This window comes from Geobacillus sp. G4 (assembly GCF_040327975.1).
Taxonomy (GTDB): domain Bacteria; phylum Bacillota; class Bacilli; order Bacillales; family Anoxybacillaceae; genus Geobacillus; species Geobacillus thermoleovorans.
Window position 1 is genome coordinate 235,854 of the sequence record NZ_JBEPJY010000001.1, and the last position, 20,467, is coordinate 256,320.

At 54.9% G+C, this 20,467-nt stretch carries 18 protein-coding genes; all 18 read right to left on the reverse strand.

The window, feature by feature from the left end:
* Positions 1 to 69: 69 nt before the first annotated feature.
* On the reverse strand, positions 70 to 693 hold the full coding sequence (gene pyrE / locus ABS784_RS01155; RefSeq protein ID WP_352511161.1) for an orotate phosphoribosyltransferase: 624 nt from the start codon (positions 691 to 693) through the stop codon (positions 70 to 72).
* Positions 690 to 1,409: an orotidine-5'-phosphate decarboxylase gene (gene pyrF / locus ABS784_RS01160; RefSeq protein ID WP_023633998.1), complete on the reverse strand. Its 720-nt coding sequence runs from the start codon at positions 1,407 to 1,409 to the stop codon at positions 690 to 692. Before pyrF ends, pyrE begins: the two co-directional genes overlap by 4 nt.
* Entirely contained in the window at positions 1,381 to 2,322 is a 942-nt protein-coding gene (locus tag ABS784_RS01165; protein ID WP_023633997.1) for a dihydroorotate dehydrogenase, read from the reverse strand. The genes pyrF and ABS784_RS01165 overlap by 29 nt, the downstream gene beginning before the upstream one ends.
* Positions 2,319 to 3,092 carry a dihydroorotate dehydrogenase electron transfer subunit gene (locus ABS784_RS01170; protein WP_014195402.1) on the reverse strand — a complete coding sequence of 258 codons (774 nt, stop codon included), beginning with the start codon at positions 3,090 to 3,092 and terminating at the stop codon, positions 2,319 to 2,321. Before ABS784_RS01170 ends, ABS784_RS01165 begins: the two co-directional genes overlap by 4 nt.
* The gene (gene carB / locus ABS784_RS01175) at positions 3,089 to 6,286 is read right to left on the reverse strand and encodes a carbamoyl-phosphate synthase large subunit (protein ID WP_352511164.1); all 3,198 of its coding nucleotides are present in this window, start codon (positions 6,284 to 6,286) and stop codon (positions 3,089 to 3,091) included. Before carB ends, ABS784_RS01170 begins: the two co-directional genes overlap by 4 nt.
* On the reverse strand, positions 6,279 to 7,373 hold the full coding sequence (locus tag ABS784_RS01180) for a carbamoyl phosphate synthase small subunit (RefSeq protein ID WP_352511166.1): 1,095 nt from the start codon (positions 7,371 to 7,373) through the stop codon (positions 6,279 to 6,281). The genes carB and ABS784_RS01180 overlap by 8 nt, the downstream gene beginning before the upstream one ends.
* A 2-nt stretch (positions 7,374 to 7,375) precedes the next feature.
* Positions 7,376 to 8,662 (reverse strand): dihydroorotase, encoded by a 1,287-nt coding sequence (locus tag ABS784_RS01185; RefSeq protein ID WP_033025049.1) that lies wholly within the window; start codon positions 8,660 to 8,662, stop codon positions 7,376 to 7,378.
* Entirely contained in the window at positions 8,625 to 9,551 is a 927-nt protein-coding gene (locus ABS784_RS01190; protein WP_011230649.1) for an aspartate carbamoyltransferase catalytic subunit, read from the reverse strand. Before ABS784_RS01190 ends, ABS784_RS01185 begins: the two co-directional genes overlap by 38 nt.
* Positions 9,552 to 9,720: 169 nt before the next feature.
* On the reverse strand, positions 9,721 to 11,019 hold the full coding sequence (locus ABS784_RS01195; RefSeq protein ID WP_011230648.1) for a solute carrier family 23 protein: 1,299 nt from the start codon (positions 11,017 to 11,019) through the stop codon (positions 9,721 to 9,723).
* Positions 11,020 to 11,177: 158 nt separating this feature from the next.
* Positions 11,178 to 11,717 (reverse strand): bifunctional pyr operon transcriptional regulator/uracil phosphoribosyltransferase PyrR, encoded by a 540-nt coding sequence (gene pyrR / locus ABS784_RS01200; RefSeq protein WP_011230647.1) that lies wholly within the window; start codon positions 11,715 to 11,717, stop codon positions 11,178 to 11,180.
* Positions 11,718 to 11,901: 184 nt separating this feature from the next.
* Positions 11,902 to 12,816 carry an RluA family pseudouridine synthase gene (locus ABS784_RS01205; RefSeq protein ID WP_011230646.1) on the reverse strand — a complete coding sequence of 305 codons (915 nt, stop codon included), beginning with the start codon at positions 12,814 to 12,816 and terminating at the stop codon, positions 11,902 to 11,904.
* Positions 12,817 to 13,308: a signal peptidase II gene (gene lspA, locus ABS784_RS01210; RefSeq protein ID WP_081712604.1), complete on the reverse strand. Its 492-nt coding sequence runs from the start codon at positions 13,306 to 13,308 to the stop codon at positions 12,817 to 12,819.
* A 266-nt stretch (positions 13,309 to 13,574) separates the two neighbouring features.
* Entirely contained in the window at positions 13,575 to 14,207 is a 633-nt protein-coding gene (locus ABS784_RS01215) for a hypothetical protein (protein WP_066232836.1), read from the reverse strand.
* Entirely contained in the window at positions 14,200 to 15,066 is an 867-nt protein-coding gene (locus ABS784_RS01220; RefSeq protein WP_044736168.1) for an ATP-binding cassette domain-containing protein, read from the reverse strand. The genes ABS784_RS01215 and ABS784_RS01220 overlap by 8 nt, the downstream gene beginning before the upstream one ends.
* Positions 15,050 to 17,068: an ABC transporter permease gene (locus ABS784_RS01225; RefSeq protein WP_352511171.1), complete on the reverse strand. Its 2,019-nt coding sequence runs from the start codon at positions 17,066 to 17,068 to the stop codon at positions 15,050 to 15,052. Before ABS784_RS01225 ends, ABS784_RS01220 begins: the two co-directional genes overlap by 17 nt.
* Positions 17,069 to 17,180: 112 nt before the next feature.
* A complete protein-coding gene (locus ABS784_RS01230; protein WP_352511173.1) occupies positions 17,181 to 17,576 on the reverse strand; it encodes a hypothetical protein in 396 nt (131 codons plus the stop codon).
* A 137-nt stretch (positions 17,577 to 17,713) separates the two neighbouring features.
* Positions 17,714 to 18,313, reverse strand: a complete 600-nt coding sequence (locus ABS784_RS01235) for a P-loop NTPase family protein (protein WP_352511175.1) — start codon at positions 18,311 to 18,313, stop codon at positions 17,714 to 17,716.
* Complete coding sequence (locus tag ABS784_RS01240) at positions 18,313 to 20,181, reverse strand: hypothetical protein (protein WP_352511177.1); 1,869 nt, start codon at positions 20,179 to 20,181, stop codon at positions 18,313 to 18,315. Before ABS784_RS01240 ends, ABS784_RS01235 begins: the two co-directional genes overlap by 1 nt.
* Positions 20,182 to 20,467: the final 286 nt, after the last annotated feature.

Consider the following 20,467-nt stretch of genomic DNA (forward strand, 5'->3'; position numbering starts at 1 on the left):
GTCATCTCCCCGCTTCGTCCATGACAAAAGCGCGAACCATCCTTTGGTCCGCGCTCCTCTTTTCCTCTTTTAGCTCCCCCACTCCTCCGGATTCTCCCGCCATTTTCGCAATGTCGCCAGATCGTGTTCGCTGACGGCGCCAAGGCGGACGGCCGTTTCGATGAGGGTGTTGTAGTCCGTAAGCGTGTAGGCAGGCAAATTCTCTGCGGCAAACGCCTGTTTCGCTTTTTCGAGCCCGTATGTGAAAATGGCGGCGACGCCCAGCACCTCGCAGCCTGCCTCTTTCAAGGCGCGGACGGCCGCAAGCGAGCTGCCGCCCGTCGAGATCAAGTCTTCGATGACGACCACGCGCTGGCCCGGTTCGGCTTGGCCTTCGATTTGTTTTCCTTTGCCGTGTGCTTTCGCCTGGCTGCGGACGTAGCACATCGGCAGCTCAAGCCGCTCGCTCACCCAGGCGGCGTGCGGGATGCCGGCGGTCGCCGTGCCGGCGATGAGATCTGCCTCAGGGAACTGGGTGCGGATGAGTTCGGCGAGGCCGTCGGCGATCGTGCGGCGCACGTCGGGGTAAGCGAGCGTCAGGCGGTTGTCGCAATAAATCGGCGATTTCAAGCCCGAGGACCAGGTAAACGGTTCATTCGGCTGCAGGGCGACCGCCCCGATTTCAAGCAATTTGGCGGCGATGTCGTGTTTCATTCTCTCTCTCCTCCGTTCCATTCGTGCTGCAGGCGGGCATACGTCCTGAGCGGATCGGCGGCGCGGGTGAGGCTGCGGCCGACGACGATGTAGTCGGCGCCGAGCTCGCGGGCGCGCTTTGGCGTGACGACGCGCACTTGATCGTGCGCCGCATCATCAGCAAAGCGGATGCCCGGGGTGACGGCAAGGAACGAGGCGCCGCACCGTTCTTTGATGAACGCCGCTTCTTTCGCTGAGCAGACGACGCCGTCAAGCCCGCTCTCTTTCGCCAAGGCGGCGTAATGGGCGACTGTTTCCGCAAGCGGGCGGGAAATCCACAGCTCCTCATGAAGCATTCGCTCGTCCGTGCTTGTCAGCTGGGTGACAGCGATGCAGCGCGGCCGCATTCTTCCGCTTGGCGTGCCGGCGTCAAGCCCCTCGATCGCCGCTTCCATCATGCGCCGGCCGCCGGCGGCGTGGACGTTCACCAAATCGGCGCCGACACGGGCGAGCCCTTTCATCGCCTGTTTCACCGTATTTGGGATGTCATGCAGTTTTAAGTCTAAAAAGACGGCATGTCCTTGTTCTTTGAGAAACGCGACGATGGATGGACCTTCCTGATAGTACAGCTCCATGCCGACTTTGACGAACAGCGGCGTTCCGGCAAACGGCCGCAAAAACCGCTCCACCTCTTGTTTTGATGGGAAATCAAGCGCGACAATGAACGGCGTGTGCACCGGTCTTCCAGCTCCTTCCTATGCATTCGGAAATGTGGCCGATCCCGAGGTCGTCCAACAGCGCCGGCAGGTCGTTGATGATCGTCGGGCAGACGAACGGATCGACGAAGTTGGCCGTGCCGACCGCAACCGCGCTCGCGCCGGCGTAGAAAAACTCGAGCACGTCTTCCGCCGTTTGCACGCCGCCCATGCCGATGATCGGAATCGACACCGCTTGGCTCACTTCATAAATCATGCGAATGGCGATTGGCTTGACCGCCGGGCCAGATAAGCCGCCGGTGCCGTTGGCCAAAATCGGCCGGCCTGTTTTCACGTCGATGCGCATGCCAACGAGCGTGTTGATCATCGTCAGGCCGTCAGCACCCGCTTGTTCAATGGCTTTCGCCATCGCGACGATGTCCGTAACGTTAGGCGACAGCTTCACATACACGGGGACAGCCGCCACTTCTTTGACAAGCCGCGTCAGTTCCGCGGCCACGTCCGGCACGGTGCCGAACGCAATCCCGCCTTTTTTCACGTTTGGGCAGGAAATGTTGAGCTCTAACGCATGGACATTGGGCGCTTTGGAAATCGCTTCGGCTACCTCGACGTACTCTTCCACCGTCGAGCCAGCGATGTTGGCGATGATCGGTACGTCAAACTGTTCAAGCCACGGCAGTTCTTCTTCGAGCACTTTGTCAAGGCCGGGGTTTTGCAGGCCGATGGCGTTTAACATCCCGCCCGGCGTTTCTGCCACCCTTGGTGTCGGGTTGCCAAAGCGCGGCTCTTTTGTCGTCGCCTTGATCATAATGGCGCCTAACACGCTTAAATCGTAAAACCGGGCGTACTCGCGGCCAAATCCAAAACAGCCGGACGCCGGCATGATCGGGTTTTTGAGCGAAAGACCCGGCAGTTCGACCGCAAGCCGGTTCATAGCACCACCTCCCCGGCCCGAAACACCGGGCCGTCGCTGCATACTTTTTTATACGCCGTCTCGCTCCCTGGCACATGGCAGACGCAGGCGAAACACGCCCCGACGCCGCAGCCCATCCGCTCCTCGAGCGACAAGTACACCGGCCGGTTCGGAAACCGTTCCGCAAGCGCCCGAAGCATCGGCTTCGGACCGCAGGCGTACAAGACGTCAAACTCGAGCGAGCGCGCTTCGATCACATCGGTGACGCGCCCGGCCGTTCCGTGCGAGCCGTCATCGGTCGCGACATGCGTCTCGCCGAACGCGGCAAATTCCTCTTCGTAAAAGACCGCCGCTTTCGTTTGAAACCCGAGCACGCTCACCACTTTGACGCCGCGCTTTGTGAGCTGTTTCGCCAGTTCATAGAGCGGCGGGACGCCGATGCCGCCGCCGACTAGCAGCGCCCGGCTGCCCGCCGGCGCGGCCTCGAGCGGAAAGCCGTTGCCGAGCGGGCCGAGCACATCGACCGTGTCGCCCGGCTGTTTTTGCGCCAACAGCGCCGTGCCTTTCCCTTCCTGGCGGTAAATGATCGTGCATTGCCCCTGCTTGTGGTCGATATGGCAAAGGCTGAGCGGGCGGCGCAGGAGCGGATCGGCGGATGCGGCCACTTTCACATGAACGAACTGGCCCGGTTGGCGCATCTCTTGCACGAGGCGGCCTGAAAGCGTCAATTCATACGTCCGCTCGGCGATCAACCGCTGGCTTGCGACCGTCATTCGTTCGCGGCCGATCATGACCGCACCAGCCCTTCCGTCATCGCCGTCGTTGAAAACGTCATCGATTCGAGCACTTGCAGCATCGCCCGGGCCGTATCGAGCGACGTCAAGCACGGGATGCCGTTTTCGACCGCTTCGCGGCGGATGCGGAAGCCGTCGCTTTCCGGCTGCTTTCCTTTCGTCAGCGTGTTGATGACGACTTGCGCCTTCCCTTGGCGGATGACATCCAAAATGTTCGGTGACGCCGAGTGGATTTTATTGACGACCGTCACCGGAATGCCGGCCGCTTTCAACGTTTCCGCCGTGCCGTTCGTCGCCAACAGCTGGTAGCCGATGTCGGCAAAGCGGCGCGCCAGCTCGACCGCTTCTTCTTTGTCTTTGTCGGCCACCGTCAACAGCACCGCCCCATGCGGCTGGATATGGATGCCCGAGGCGACAAGCCCCTTATAGAGCGCTTTTTCAAACGTCAGGTCCTTGCCGATCACTTCGCCGGTCGACTTCATTTCCGGGCCGAGCGAAATGTCGACGTTGCGCAATTTCGCAAACGAGAACACCGGCACTTTCACGTACACGCCAGGGCGCACCGGGCAGACGCCCGTCTCATAGCCCATCTCGGCGAGCTTCGTCCCTAAAATGGCTTTCGTGGCGAGATTCGCCATCGGCACGCCGGTGATTTTGCTTAAAAACGGCACCGTGCGGCTTGAGCGCGGGTTCACTTCCAAGACGTAGACGTCGCTTCCCGAGACGACAAACTGAATGTTCAACAGTCCGACGATGCGCAGCCCGCGCGCCACCCGGATCGTGTAATCCGCGATCTTGTCGATCACTTCCGCGCTTAATGTCTGGGGCGGGTAGACGGCGATCGAGTCGCCGGAATGGACGCCGGCCCGTTCGATATGTTCCATGATTCCGGGGATGACGACCGTCTCGCCGTCAGCGATGGCGTCGACTTCGACTTCCTTGCCGGTGATGTAGCGGTCGACAAGCACCGGGTGCTGCGGATTGACGCGCACGGCGTGTTCCATGTAATGAAGCAGCTCGCCGCGATTGTACACAATTTCCATCGCCCGGCCGCCGAGCACGTACGAAGGGCGGACGAGCACCGGATAGCCGATCTCCTCAGCGATGGCGACCGATTCTTCGACCGAAACGGCCGTTTTGCCGGCTGGCTTCGGAATGCCGAGTTCCGAGAGCGCCTGTTCAAATTTGTCGCGGTCTTCGGCGCGGTCCAAATCCTCAAGCGTCGTCCCAAGCAAGCGGACGCCGCGCGCCTCGAGTTCCGCCGCCAAGTTGATGGCCGTCTGACCTCCGAATTGGACGATGACGCCGACCGGCTGCTCGAGGTCGATGACATGCATCACGTCTTCGGCCGTGAGCGGCTCGAAATACAGTTTGTCCGACGTGCTGAAGTCGGTCGAGACCGTTTCCGGATTGTTGTTGATGATGATCGCCTCATAGCCGGCCTGCTTAATGGCCCAGACGCAATGGACGGTCGCATAGTCAAATTCGATCCCTTGGCCGATGCGGATCGGGCCGGAGCCAAGAACGACCACGCTCGGTTTCTTCGTGACGATTGATTCGTTTTCTTCTTCGTACGTGCTATAGTAGTATGGCGTTTCCGACGTGAATTCGGCCGCACACGTATCGACCATTTTGTACACCGGCATGATGCCTTGTTGGCGGCGCAGCGCGTAAATATCGCGCTCCGTTTGCCCCCATAGCGCCGCCACGGCCGCATCCGAGAACCCAAGCGCTTTCGCTTTCGTTAACACGTCAAGGTCGCCCGGGTGGTTTTTCAACACCGTTTCCATCTCAATAATGTTTTGAATCTTATGCAGGAAAAAGCGGTCGATTTGGCTCCATTCATGCAGCGTCTCAACCGTCACCCCGCGGCGGAGCGCCTCGGCGATGTAAAAGAGACGCTCGTCGCCCGCCTTGCGGATCCGTTTTTCCATCACGTTGTCGTCGGCGGCGCTCGCTTCTTTCAATTCGAGATGGTGGAGGCCAATTTCGAGCGAACGAACGGCTTTTAACACCGATTCTTCGAACGTCCGGCCGATCGCCATCACTTCGCCGGTCGCTTTCATTTGCGTGCCAAGGCGGCGGTTCGCCGATTCAAATTTGTCAAACGGAAAGCGCGGAATTTTCGTCACGACATAATCGAGCGCCGGCTCGAAGCAGGCGTACGTTTTCCCGGTGACCGGGTTGATCATTTCGTCAAGCGTCAGCCCGACGGCGATTTTCGCCGCCAGTTTCGCGATCGGATACCCCGTCGCTTTTGACGCCAGCGCCGATGAGCGGCTGACGCGCGGGTTCACTTCAATGACGTAATAGCGGAAGCTGTCCGGGTCAAGCGCGAGCTGGACGTTGCAGCCGCCTTCGATGCCAAGGGCGCGGATGATTTTCAAGGATGCGTTGCGCAACAGCTGGTATTCGCGGTCGCTTAACGTCTGGCTCGGGGCGACGACGATCGAGTCACCCGTATGAATGCCAACCGGGTCGATGTTTTCCATGTTGCAGACGACGATGGCGTTGTCGTTGGCGTCGCGCATCACTTCGTATTCAATCTCCTTGTAGCCGGCGATGCTCCGCTCAAGCAGGCATTGGTGCACCGGGCTCATCTTCAAGCCGGTCGAGACGATTTCAATCAATTCTTCTTCGTTCGTGCAAATGCCGCCGCCCGTGCCGCCGAGCGTGAACGCCGGGCGGACGATGACCGGATAGCCGATTTGTTCGACAAATGCGTATGCCTCTTCCAAGCTGTGAATAATCGCGCTTTCCGGCACCGGCTCGCCAAGCTCGTTCATGAGAGCGCGGAACTGTTCGCGGTCTTCCGCTTTTTCGATCGCTTCAAGCTTCGTGCCGAGAATTTCGACGCCGCACTCGTCCAACACGCCCGCTTTCGCCAGTTCCACCGCCAAGTTGAGGCCGGTCTGGCCGCCAAGCGTCGGCAAAATCGCGTCCGGCCGCTCTTTGCGGATAATGCGGGCGACAAAGTCGAGCGTCAGCGGCTCCATATACACTTTATCGGCGATTTCCGTATCGGTCATGATCGTCGCCGGATTCGAGTTCACAAGAATGACTTTGTATCCTTCTTCTTTTAGAGCGAGGCACGCTTGCGTCCCCGCGTAGTCGAACTCGGCCGCCTGGCCGATGACGATCGGCCCCGAGCCGATGACTAAAATCGTTTCAATGTCGCGGCGTTTAGGCATGGATGACTTCCCCTTTCTTGTTGAACTCGCGGATGAGCGTCAAAAACTCGTCAAACAGCGGATTCGCATCTTCCGGCCCCGGTGAGGCTTCCGGATGGTATTGCACCGTAAACGCTGGGACATCGCGATGGCGAAGCCCTTCCACGGTGCCGTCATTCAAAGCGACATGCGTCACCTCAAGGCGGGTGCCGGAAAGCGATTCATGGGTGACCGTATAGCCGTGGTTTTGCGACGTAATGGCGACTTTGCCGGTGCGCAAATCTTTCACCGGATGGTTCGAGCCGCGATGGCCGAATTTCATTTTCTCCGTATTCGCGCCGCACGCCAAGGCGAACAGCTGATGGCCGAGGCAGATGCCAAAGAGCGGCACTTTGCCAAGGATTCCCCGGATCATCTCGATCGCTTCCGGCACGTCTTTCGGGTCGCCGGGTCCATTTGAGAGCATGACTCCGTCCGGATGCCAGCTGAGCACGTCTTCGGCGGTGGCGTTGTACGGCAAGACGATCACATCGCAATTTCGCTTGTTCAGTTCGCGCAAAATGCCGTGTTTCATCCCGAAATCAATCAAGACGATGCGCTCACCGCGCCCCGGGCTCGGGTAGGCGCTTTTCGTTGAGACGCGCCGCACTTGGTCGCGCGGCCACTCCATCGCCCGCAGCTTGGCTGCTGCTTCCACCGGATCGACATCTAGCCCACAGATCATCCCTTTTAACGTTCCGTATTGGCGGATAAGGCGCGTCAGTTTGCGCGTGTCGATGCCGGAAAGGCCAGGGATGCCTTTTTCTTTCAAATACTCGTCCAACGTCAGTTCTCCGCGCCAGTTGGACGGCTTCACGCACGCTTCTTTGACGATGAACCCGTGCACATGCGGGCGGATCGCTTCAAAGTCGTCGCGGTTGATGCCGTAGTTGCCGATCAATGGATATGTCATCGTCACGATTTGCCCGCAATACGATGGATCGGTCAAAATTTCTTGGTATCCGGTCATGCCGGTGTTAAAGACGACTTCCCCGGTCGTCTCTTTCAAGCTGCCAAACGCTTCGCCGACAAAAAACGAACCATCTTCTAAAATCAGCTGCCGTTTCATCTTTACGCCCTTCCTTTCTCCCATACGAGTGTACCGCCGACAAACGTCATCACCGGCCAGCCTTGGCACACCCAGCCGGCAAACGGCGTATTTTTCCCTTTGGACGCAAACGTCTCGGGATCAATCGCTTCTTCTGTTTCCAAATCAATGACCGCAATATCCGCCGGCGCCCCGACGGCAAGCCGCCCGGCCTTGAGGCCGAAACATTGCGCCGGCTTGATCGTCAGCCAATCGACAAGCTGCTTTAATGTAAACACGCCTGTTTTGACGAAATGGGTATATAAGAGCGGAAACGCCGTTTCGAGCCCAACGATGCCAAACGGCGCCGCCTCGATGCCTTTCGCTTTTTCCGCAGCCGTATGCGGCGCGTGGTCCGTGGCGATAAAATCGATCGTGCCGTCGAGCAGCCCTTCCATGAGCGCTTCACGGTCCGCGCGGCTGCGCAGCGGTGGGTTCATTTTGTAGTTCGCATCAAGCCCTGGAATATCCTCATCGCACAAGAGCAGATGGTGCGGCGTCACTTCGGCGGTGACGCGGATGCCGGCCCGCTTCGCGTCGCGGACGACGCGCACCGATTCTTTCGTGCTGATATGGCAGACGTGATAATGGCATCCGGCTGCCTCGGCAAGCAAGACGTCGCGGGCGATGTGCACCGCCTCGCAGACGGATGGAATGCCGCGAAGTCCATAGCGCCGGGCGAACTCGCCGTCATGCACCGCTCCGCCGTTTGTCAGCGTGTCGTCCTCGCAATGGGCAACGATCGCCATATCGAGCGCCGCCGCCTGTTTCATCGCTTCAAACATCATCCCGGCCGACTGGACGCCGACGCCGTCATCGGTAAAGGCGAACGCCCCTGCTTCTTTTAGCGCCGCAAAATCGGTCAGCTCCTCCCCTTTTTGCCCAATCGTGATCGCCGCGTACGGAAGCACGTTGACGCGCGCCGTTTCGCGGATGCGGGCTTGCAGCCATTCCATCTGCTCTTTCCGATCCGGCGCTGGGTTCGTGTTCGGCATGGCAGCAACCGTCGTAAATCCGCCTTTCGCCGCGGCGAGCGTGCCCGTTTCAATCGTTTCTTTCGCTTCGCCGCCCGGTTCGCGCAAATGAACGTGCAAGTCGATCAGGCCAGGAACGATGAGACGGCCGCCAACGTCGATAACGTCCTCCTCATTCGCTTCCAGCGGCTGTTCATAGAGGATCGCTGCAATGGTTCCGTGTTCGATTTTGATATGTGTCCGCATCAATTCCCCATCTTTATTGAACGACATGCCATTTTTCAGCCATACGCCCATGCTCCATTCTCCCTTCCATTGCCCGTTTTAAGACAGCCATCCGGACGTAGACGCCGTTTTCCATTTGTTTAAAAATGCGCGATGCCTTCGCTTCGACAAGTTCGCTTGCGATTTCGACCCCGCGGTTGACCGGCGCCGGGTGCAAGATGATGGCGCCCGATTTCATCCGCCGCGCCCGCTCAAGCGTCAGCCCGTACCGCGCATGGTACTCTTCTTTTGTCAGCCCCATCGTTTCCGCATGGCGTTCATGTTGGATGCGCAAAAGCATCACGACATCGGCGCGGGCGATGGCCTCGTCGACTTCGACGTACGTCCCGTACGGATTCGTTTCATCTTTCCACTCCGCCGGTCCGGAAAACAGGACGTTTGCCCCCAGCCTTGTCAACACTTCCGCATTGGAGCGGGCGACGCGGCTATGACGGATGTCGCCGATGATCGCCACCGTCAAGCCAGTGAAGGCGCCAAACTCTTGGCGGATCGTCAATAAATCCAAGAGCGACTGGGTCGGATGGTGCCCGCAGCCGTCGCCGGCGTTGATGATCGGAATGCCGACCGCATGGCGGAGCGCTTCGAAATACGCATCTTCGTGATGGCGGATGACAACCGCATCGACGCCGATCGCCTCAAGCGTCCGTACGGTATCGTACAGCGTCTCCCCTTTTTGCACGCTCGAGCGTTCCGGGTCAAATGGAATGACATGAAGCCCAAGCTTCCGTTCCGCCATCTCGAAGCTGCATTTCGTGCGCGTGCTCGGTTCGAAAAACAAGTTGGCGACGTACATCGGCGCCGCCGGGCGCCAGATGCGCCCGCTGCGGAACGCTTCCGCTTCATCGAGCAAACGGTGGATTTCATCAAGCGGCAGTTCACTTAATGCGAAAAGATGGGTCATCGGTCTCGCTCCTTTTCGTTTTTTCGCGAAAAAAAACACCTTGCCGGCTGGGCAAGGTGTGACGATCGGCGCATGGCAGAGCCGAAGAAGGTGCACTCCGGCCCTGGATGCGCCTGTTTTCACACCTTTTTAAGCCTCGCGGGACTTAATTAAAAGGTGCTTTCTCCTATTAGGCGACATGGTCGCTCTGGTTTTCTTCAAATAGGTTTTCCGCGGCTTGCGGACGCCCCGGCAAAATCAAGTTGAGGAGGACGCCGACAATGGCCGAGAGCGCCATCCCGGTAATTTGGAAGCTGTCGCTGATTTTCAGCACCGCTCCGCCGATGCCGATGACCAAGATGACCGAGGCGATGACTAAATTGCGCGTCTGGCCGAAATCGACGCGGCTGTCGATCAACATGCGCAGTCCGGACGAGGCGATGATGCCAAACAGCAAGATCGACACACCGCCCATGACCGGCGTCGGAATCGAGCTGATCAGCGCCGTGATTTTGCCGACGAAGCCGAAAGCGATCGCGATGACCGCCGCGCCGGCCAGCACGTAGACACTGTAGACGCGGGTGATCGCCAGCACACCGATGTTTTCCCCGTACGTCGTTTTCGGCGGACCGCCAAGCAAGGCGGAGATCATCGTCGCCGTTCCGTCCCCTAAAATCGAGCGGTGCAGCCCCGGTTTTTGAATGAGGTCGCGGCCGACGACTTTGCTTAAGACGAGCTGGTGGCCGATATGCTCGGACAAGGTGACGATCGCCACCGGCACCATGAGCATCACGATCTCCCATGTGACGCGCACCGGATAATCGGCAAACGGGATCAAGAAATCCGGCCATTCGAACCATTTCGCCGCCGCCACTTTCGACAAATCGACGAGCCCGACCGCCAACGCGTAGAGATAGCCGACGACAATGCCGACAAGCACCGGAATCAAGCTCAACATGCCGCGCGCGAGCACGGAGCAGACGATCGTGGCCGCGAGCGTCACGAGCGCCACCGAGAAATGGAGCAAGCTGTATTTGCCGTCCGGGCCGTTCATCGCCATCCCGACCGCCGTCCCGGCCAAGCCGAGGCCGATGACGATGATAACTGGGCCGACCACAACCGGCGGCAACAGTTTCATCACCCAGCGGTAGCCGGCTTTTTTAATGATGAGGGCGACAACCCCGTACACCAATCCGGCGAGGAAGCTGCCGATCATGGCCGCTCCCGGGCCGCCAGCCGTTTTCGCCGCGATGATCGGCGCAATGTAGGCGAACGACGAGCCAAGATACGCCGGCACTTGCCATTTCGTAATGAGCAAAAACGCCAATGTTCCGAGCCCGCTTGTCAGCAAGGCGATCGACGGATCTAAGCCGACTAAGTACGGCACTAAAATCGTCGCCCCGAACATGGCGAATAAATGCTGAAGGCTTAAGGTGATCCATTGCCCAACAGTCGGGCGGTCTTGAATGTCCAACACCGGTTTGTTCATCTTTCGTCACTCCTTTGATCAAATGAGCGAGGCTTGCTTTCTAGTGTGCACAAAAAAATCCCTCTTTGCCCGCGAAGACGCAAAGAGGGTGCAGAAACAGCCGAAACGATTCCGCCCCTTTTGCAGCCTCACGGGACTGCGCTTAAAAGGGTGCTTCGCTATTTTTCATGAATGGAGACTTGATCGATGCCGTCCACTTCCGAAAGCTCCACGACGATCAGTTCCGAACGAGAGGTCGGCACGTTTTTGCCGACGAAATCAGCGCGGATCGGGAGTTCCCTGTGGCCGCGGTCAACAAGCACGGCGAGCTGGATGCGCGCCGGGCGGCCCAAATCCATGACCGCATCCATCGCCGCCCGCACCGTCCGGCCGGTGAAGAGCACGTCATCAACTAAAATGACATTCCGCTCGGTCACCGGAAACGGCACATTCGTTCCTTTCACAAGCGGTTCATGGTCGTCCGTCTTCACGGTCAAATCGTCGCGGTACAAGGTGATGTCAAGCTCACCGACGGGAACGGACGCCCCTTCAATTTGCTCGATCCGCTCCGCCAAGCGGCGCGCCAAGTAAATGCCGCGCGTTTTAATTCCGACAAGCACGCAGCCGTCAATGCCTTTGTTTCGTTCGATGATTTCGTGGGCGATGCGCGTCAAAGCGCGGCGAATCGCCTGTTCGTCCATCACGACCGCCTTTTGCATCCAAGCCACCTCCGTTTGCACAAAAAATCCCCCGCCTGTGAAGCGGGGGATGGCGCGCTTATCACCAAACAAGATGGGCATACATCGCCCTTCTTTGTCATTCCGACCCCTTTTCAGCCTCACAGGACTGAACTTAAAGGTTCCTGTTCACCTGTTTTCATTGTAAAGGGGGCGTGTTCGTTTGTCAATCGTTTTTTCGCAGCCAGTCAAGCAGCTCGGCAAACTCCGGCGGCAACGGCGCTTCGAATTCCAAATACTCGCCGCTTCTCGGATGACGGAAGCCGAGCACCCCGGCGTGAAGCGCCTGGCCGTCGATGGCGAGCGTTTTTTTCGGCCCGTATTGCGGGTCGCCAGCGAGCGGATAGCCGATGTATTTCATATGGACGCGAATTTGGTGCGTCCGCCCCGTTTCCAGCTGGCACTCCACATACGTATAATGGCGAAACCGCTCGAGCACGCGGAAATGGGTGACGGCTTCCTTGCCGTTTTCCTCGGTGACGGCCATTTTCTTTCGATCGCGCTTGTCGCGGCCGATCGGCGCGTCGATCGTCCCGTAATCGTGTGGAATGACGCCGTGGACGATCGCCTTGTAGCGGCGCGTCACCGTTTTGTTCACAAGCTGCTCGACGAGCGAGCGGTGGGCGGCGTCGTTTTTCGCCACCATCAATAGTCCTGATGTGTCTTTGTCAATCCGATGGACGATGCCGGGGCGAAGCACGCCGTTGATCCCAGACAGGTCGCGGCAATGGGCGAGAAGCGCGTTGACAAGCGTGCCGCGCATATGCCCGGGCGCCGGATGGACGACCATGCCGCGCGGTTTGTTGACGACAAGGACATCCTCATCCTCATAATAAATGTCCAGCGGAATCGGCTCCGGCTCGACATGAAGCGGCTCCGGCTCCGGCGGTGAGACGGCGACCGAGTCGCCCGCCTCGCATTTGTAGTTCGCCTTCACCGTTTGGCCGTTCACGGTCACAAGCCCGTTTTTGATCCATTGCTGCACTTGTGAACGCGACCATTCCTCATTTAACGCCGCGATCACTTTATCAATTCGTTCGCCGTCATATTCGTCTTCAATGTGAAATGTGATCGTGTCCATCTACTCATTCCCTTTCTCTGGTGTCGCGAAAAAAAACATATGGACAAACAGCAAGATGACGCCGACCGTCAGCGCCGAGTCAGCCACGTTGAACACCGGAAAACTGTACGTGCCGATGTACGCGTGGATGAAATCGACCACTTCCTTGCGAAAGACGCGGTCGAGAAAATTGCCAATCGCCCCACCGAGCATCAGCCCAAGCCCTACGCCCGCCAGGCGTTCAGAAGGCTTCAGGCGGCGGATGTAGATCACGATCGCCGCCACGACAATAACCGTAATCAAATAAAAGAGCCAAAACTGCCCTTCCAGCATGCCCCACGCCGCGCCGCGATTGCGGTGCGACGTAATATAGAGTACATTGTCAATGACCGGGATGCTTTCCCCAAGCCGCATATAGCGGACGACAAGCCATTTCGTCCATTGATCGAGGATGACGACCGCCGCCGCAATCCAATAGTATGCCACCGTGCCAAGTCCCCCTGTCCTTCTCATTCATTCTTTTTGCATTGTAGCATAATTCGCCATGGCAAACAAATGAAGTGGCAAAAAGGAGTCAGTCAAGACTTTATGGAGAGCTTTTTTCGATTTTTCGATTTACGGCGGCCATCTCAATTAACCATGATAAAAAGGAGAAACGACTTCCCACTTCCTGACCATGGAAGCGGCAAGAGGAGTGTGCGGCCGGGTGCACTAAACGAACGGACATCGTTCCATAGAAGCTCCCCATTCCCACATTCAGCCGATGGCTTCCAATTCGTTTACCAAAACTCCCGTCCAATCAAAATGGCGGCGATCACAATGCCCGCCCCCAGCCACATCATGGGGAGAAGGAGGGACAGCGAATCGGCCGGCGCTTGAAACAAAAACAGATGCGGCCACGGCATGAACGTTCCTTGCGTCGCGACTTCCATAAAGGTATAGACCGAGATGACCGACAAGGCGACATCCAGGCTGCCAAAGACGCCTAACAAGGCAAGCCCAATCAACTGGTAAAACGAAAACAGCAGAAACAGGTGCACCAACACGGGTGCGGTGAGAAACATCGTTCCATGAATCCATATGACCGCCGCGACAAGAAGAACGATGCATCCCCCATGCAAAACAGCATAGCGAACCAAGTCGAAGACGACCGCTTTCCGGTAATGCCATAACAGCGCTTCTTTTGCCCCTTCGTCGTACAAATGGCGGTACAAAAAGACGAGATGCCATCCGGCGATCGGCACGGCCATGCCTTGGATGACGGTGTACGGCAAAAACGGTTCGTCGGAGCGGGCGGACAAGATCCCCATCAACCCGACGCACAGCCCGTAGACAAGAAACGGAAACCAGTACAATCGGCCGAGCAAGCGGCGGTCAAAAGAAAAATGATGGGCGATCGTTTTTTTATCCATGCGCTTCCGCCTCTTTCAACAACGCCAAATATCCGTCCATCAGCCGCGGGGCGACAGGCCGGCCGATGGGTTCTTCGGACAAGACGCGCACGACGACGTGGGAAGGCTCTTCGCTCATTTGGACGACTTCGTTGGCGGCCATGACCGAGTCAAGCTCCTCAAATGGCACGTCCAACTCATACGTATAAGGAGCCGCTTTTTGCTTGAGCTCGTCCGGGCTGCCTTCAAACAGCACCATGCCGCGGTCCAACACCCCGATTTTCGTGCACAAAAATTCAATGTCCTCGACAAGGTGCGAAGAGATGACGATCGTATGATCGTGCCCCAGCCGCTTCAACAAATTGCGAAACCGCACGCGCTCGCGGATGTCAAGCCCGGCCGTCGGCTCATCAAACAGGAGGATGGACGGCTCCCGAAGCAGCAGCATGGCAATGCCCACCCGCCGCCGCATGCCGCCGGACAGCTCGCGCATTTTTTTGTTGATGTGCGAAGACAAGTTGACTTGTTCGATGACCTTCTCGATTTTGGATCGGCAGGCAGCGGGATGTTCACCTTGCAAGACGGCGAGATGCTCAAGCACTTCATACATCGTCAGCTCCGGGTACATCATAAACTCTTGCGGCAAATAGCCGATCTCGTTCACCCGCTTCACCCTCGTGCCGGTGCTGATCGGCTCGTCTCCGAGCGACACCCGTCCGGCATTGAACTCCAACAGTCCGGCCACAATGCGCATCAACGTCGTCTTGCCGGCGCCGTTTGGCCCCAGCAAGCCGTACACGCCGGAGAGGGAGAGAGAGACATCGGATAAAATCGGCTTCTTTTTCACGATTTTCGTCAATCCTTCAATGACGACCGCCAACGCCGTTCACCTCCTGCATCATCTCAAAGATGCGGTCCCATGTCCAACCGTCGTCCATGTTCGCATACCATGTCCGCAAACATTGTTGTTTTTGGTCGACATCCAGCGGCTGAAACGCTTGATAAATGGCTTCAATTTGCTTCTTGACGGATGACGGCTGCGACTCGAACCACTCGCTTTTGGAGCTCCAGTCGATCACCAAAAGGCCTTGTTTTTGCATCAGCCAGCGGGTGGCCAGCGAAATCCACTCGTTGTACATGATCCGCGATCCTTTCGGCGGTACGGAAAGCCGAAGTATTTTTTCGTAAAAATTTTGTTCCATAATATATTGATCGATCCCATATAAGTCATCTGTGTTATATACAAGATGATCGTTTGCGAGAAACGAGGACAGTCCGAAACTAGAGAAGACAATCTTGTTCGGCAACGATGAAACCGCCGTTGATGCGATTTGTTGTACATGACGGAATGTTTTTTCCATCTGGCGGATGACCGTCGGCGCCCGTTCCGCCATATGCGGCCAATCGGCCGGGTAGGTGATCTCATATCCTTGATCGACGAGTTGATGCCCTTGCCCTTTGATCAAGGTGACCGCTTGCGCTTTCCCTTGGTAACCCTTTCCACGCTTTGGCACATTGCAAAACAGCACATCGCCGTCCACGTTTAAGGTAAAGGTGTACGTTTCATTCGGAAAGAATTGATCGGTGAACGCCCCATCCCAAACTGTCATCCCCGCCACCCGATATTCATGAGTCCGATACATGTGCGAAGCCCTCCTTTTCGGATACCACGCCCGATCCGCCAACAGGACGATGCGGCCGTTGGTGTACGGAATGAGCGCCGTATCGACGATCTCATAGGAAAAGGTGAGCGTCGAGGTGCGTTTCGGCAGCCACACGGTCACGAGATCGCCGTTTCTCGTAAACTTGACGGGCTGATGGTCCGCTTCAATCGAGTGGAGCGGATACAAATGGTACAGTTGAAACGTGGGCCGGTTTGTTTCCAACTGGGACAAGGCCACGCGCACGACCGCACGCGATCCATGCAAGGAAAGGTCATACGACTGGATACGGTAGCGCAAATCGGCTTTCGTCTCTTGTTTCATATGGCGGTATTCCTCGAGTTCGGTCGTCTGATCGGCCCGAGTGAACGCCTTGGTGTTCGTTTGCAAGGAGTGGTAGGCGGTTAGGACGATCAGAAACGGGAAGACGAGAAATGCTTTCAAGACGGCGTTTCGCTCCTTTCTCGTCTGCGTAAAGCGGATCGACGACAACAACGCCAACCCGACAAGGGAGAGAAACCACGCGGCCCATTTCCATTCCCCGCCGCGGTCGACCTCAAACCCGATGTAGGAATCATACGCTCGTTGAATCGCGTGTTTTCCGATAAACAGCAGCGACGCCCAGTCGCGGGCATGAACAGTTTCGGACAGATCGATGAACAGCTCCGTCGTCATCGGTCCGGTCAGGATCCACACAAGCAAAATAGCGAAAAAACTGACCTTTTTCGTTTCCAACAGCAGTGCGATGATGACGCCGTACAGGACGGTGAGCACGAGCGGTCCAAACTGATAGACGGCGAGAAACCGAAGCAGCGACAAATACAGATCCGAAGGCTCCACCCCAACGAAGAGATACACGAGTGAAAAAACGCCGCAGCTCATCATCAGCATGATCCCTTGGCACAGCGCATGAACCGCAAGCAAGGCGCTCATTTTCTCCAGCAGAATCCGGTAGCCGTCGGCGAACCATGACGAAACGCCGTAACGAAGTTCGTTGGAGTAGAGAAGGTAGAACCACACGATGTAAAAGAGCGAAACGATTTGAACAAGCATGAACACTTCATGAGGGATATCCCCATAACTCTCCATATTGTACGGATCGGTAAAAAATAGTGTAAACCGTACGGCCAGCAAAAGAAAAAACGAGAAACTAGCACCAATGTATAACTTGCTTTTCAACAATCGTTTCCAATAAAAAACAAACAGCCATTTCCACCTCATCGCCGATCAACCGCTTTCTTTCTGAGAAGTTGACAAATGAAAAATGCGGTCAGGGATCGCTTTATTTTTTTAGGCGTATCCCTGACTCCTTTATCATCCGGATTCGGCATCGTTATTTGACCGTAATGGTCACGTATCCTCTTGAACCAACCGTTTGACCAACAATTTGGCCATAATATTTATCGCCTTCTTGTTGTGGAAAATTGCGCGTTTCTTCTTGCCTAGGATTGAGCCAGTTGGTGGAGGCGACGACGCTGTCGGGCCACCAATCAATCGATTTGTAAGCATAGCCTCTCGTTTGGGTATTGGCACCATTATTTACAGCATGAATATTCCCTGTACCATTTGTATTTGCTCTAATAGTTTTTGTATTGCTGTAAGTACTTGACCCATCTAAAAAGGCTGTTGCGGATTCTGCTCCCGCTGCACCGGCAGTGGCTATTACTGCTGCTGCAAGCGATAAAGATGCCCATTTTGATTTCCATTTCTTTTTTCGGTTCACGATCATGTTATCCCTTCTCCTCTCCAAATATTATATCGCTTGTTCTCGTCTTTACTGCGGTTCCAGCTTCATTTCGTAAGAGGCTATGGAACCAATAACGATGAGCTTTTCCATTTTTCATTGTTGTTTCCTAACACTCTTTTTCACCTCCTTTCAAAGGCAACTAATTTTGCATTATGAATTTGATAAATTGAAAGATCAGTAAATCCACTCTCGATTCGGTTGCTCAAGATCATATAGTTAGCATCCACAAAATCATGACGTAAAAAATGGTAAAAGTGTTCTAAGTCTTCGAAGTCAAAGTGTTTCGTCGGCTGATCGAAAATGAATACTGTGCGATTTAGCGACTGTCCAAGAGAAACAAGATAAATCAGCCGTTGAAACATCGTCAATGAATCGATGGATGCATGGGAAGGGAGGCGATATTTTTTCCATAGTGCCGATTGCTGAAAAGGACGATTCAGCCATATCGAAATATCTTGCAAACGATAGTTTCTCCACAGTTGGTGGTAGTTCTCAGGAATCACGAAAAATACGGTTTTATTCGGTTTTCCTTTTGCTGCCTGTTCATTGAAATGGATTTCCCCTTCATCGATAGGATGAAAGCCGGCAAGCGCTTTGGCGACAATATCTGTGCGAATGTGATTTTTGGCTAGAATGATGGATTGGGAAGGAAGATTGACGGAACAATGATGCAAAATAAGTTGGCGATGGTGCTTGAGGGTCACATTTTTTAATTCCATCATTTGTCTCCTTCCCCCCTTTCTTGCGCTAGTTGAATCAATATGTTTTCTTTTTCTTTTATGGATAGTGCCATGTAGTGCTCCCACGTTGTTGAGTCGATGGAGGATTTTTCCGCTATCCTGTTTCCATATCCGATAGATGGAATATGTAGTTTTTCCATTAAATACAAGCCGACAAAGAGACTGATCTGTTCGTTTTCGAACAATCGGTATGGGATGAAAAACGCAGCCAACTCCTGAATATGTTTGGTTGCCGGAGTGCCATTGACGTCCAAGAACGGATCAACATAAAACGTGTAGTTTCCGTCAGCCACCGTGCTGTCGTACAGCGAAAGGTTTGTGGTGTTGATGCTTTTTGGGATGATTGAGACGCTCTTGACTTCTTTTGTGCAATAATCTGTATTTGCAAGATTCGGAAACAAGTGGCATAGCTCATTGCGGATGGAAACGAGTTGATGCTTCAATTCCATATAATTTCTTGTTGTAGTGAGAAATGGTTTATAAACAAGGAAACGAGTATGTTGCACTTGAATTTGTTTGTAAGGACCATTGATCACGGAGAGACAAGGGAGATGGTCCCCATGCCAACGGTACTTTTCCTTTCCGACAATCATGTTGACTCGTGTACATGTTTTCGTTTCCACATTGGAATGAAGCGTTCCGGATGAGTCGATATCGTAAAGCGTTGAATCCATGGACTGCGGATACCAGTTGGCTTCAAATGGCAACAACGTGACGCCCGATGTCAACGGATAAAAGGTTGAGCCGAACGTATGCCGATAATAGATCGTCATGGATGGGGCACCGTTGGTCTGCACCTGAACAACGTTTCCTTGTTGTTGAAAGGGGAAACGCTTCCCTCCGCCTTGGATGTGATCGATTTGAAATTGCTCGTTGATCGAAAAACGAACGGTGTGTTCTTTCGGATGCAGAGAGAGTGTGGCTTTGATCGGATACGTGGATTTCGGATTCACCTCGATCTCCTTGATTTTCCAATATCCATGCAACGGGATGTTCTTGGGCTGAGCCTGATGTTTGATTTGTTGATAGAGTTTGACGTCGTTTGCCAACAGAATGTCATCCAACTGGAATTTTGATTGTGCATGTTGAAGGAAAAATGTTACGAAAATAACGAGAGTCACACTAGCCGCAAGCCCCGCGAAGGATCGCCGCATGCTTCGAAAAACGCCATAAACGGCGATAGAAGAAAGAATATACGCCAATTTGATCAGCACGCGTTCTTTTTGGAAGGTTAGGCTGAATAACGGGTCAATGTAAGGCCAACGATGGTTTCCCCACAAGGAGAAGGATGGATTGCGATATTCCAAAGAAAACAGCACGATGATCCACAAAACAAACACACCAACGAGCAACATCGCTTTTTTCGAAGAATGATAGGCGTAAACAGCGCCTGTGGACAATCCGATCATCCACGCCCATAGAAATGGTAGAAGAAAATGAATCAAATACAATGGAAACAGAAAAGTGAAAAGATCCCAACCCGCTGAATAGTTGATCACCACCGCACCGGCGATGATCCCGGCCAAGGCCAGTTGCCAAGCGAAAAAACAAATAAATGCGATCAAAGCTTGGCAGAAGACGATCTTTTGCGGGTTTGGCATGATGTCATTCATCGCGATCCAGTGAATTGGAGTCGAAGTGAACAACGAAACATGCAAGCGGAAGCTGAAGAGCAGCCAGACGGCCATTCCAATCGGAACCAAGTATTTCGTATATAAGATCCACTCCGCTGGATTGATGGTATGGGGATTGAGGCAAACAAACATCAAAACCCCAGAAAATACGAATATGAAACTAGCTTCTGCTTTTAAGCGGGACGCCATTCTTGAAATGAACACCCATTTCATATGGAATGCCCTCTCTAATCATGAATTTGAAATGTTTGTAAAATTCAATGGCATTATAAAAAAAAAAAAAAGAAGATGTCAACCTTTTACATGGAAATTCACAGTATATTCACAAATAATAGGAAAATTGCGCTATAAACATCATGATTTTAAGCAAACGTGTGGTCGAAGATGATGGAGTAAATGCGACGGAGGCTCATGAGACACGGAGTTTGACAGAATTGGTTCAACTATAGAATTGATTCAACTACAGAATTGAATTTATACACTGCAACATTCTGCACTT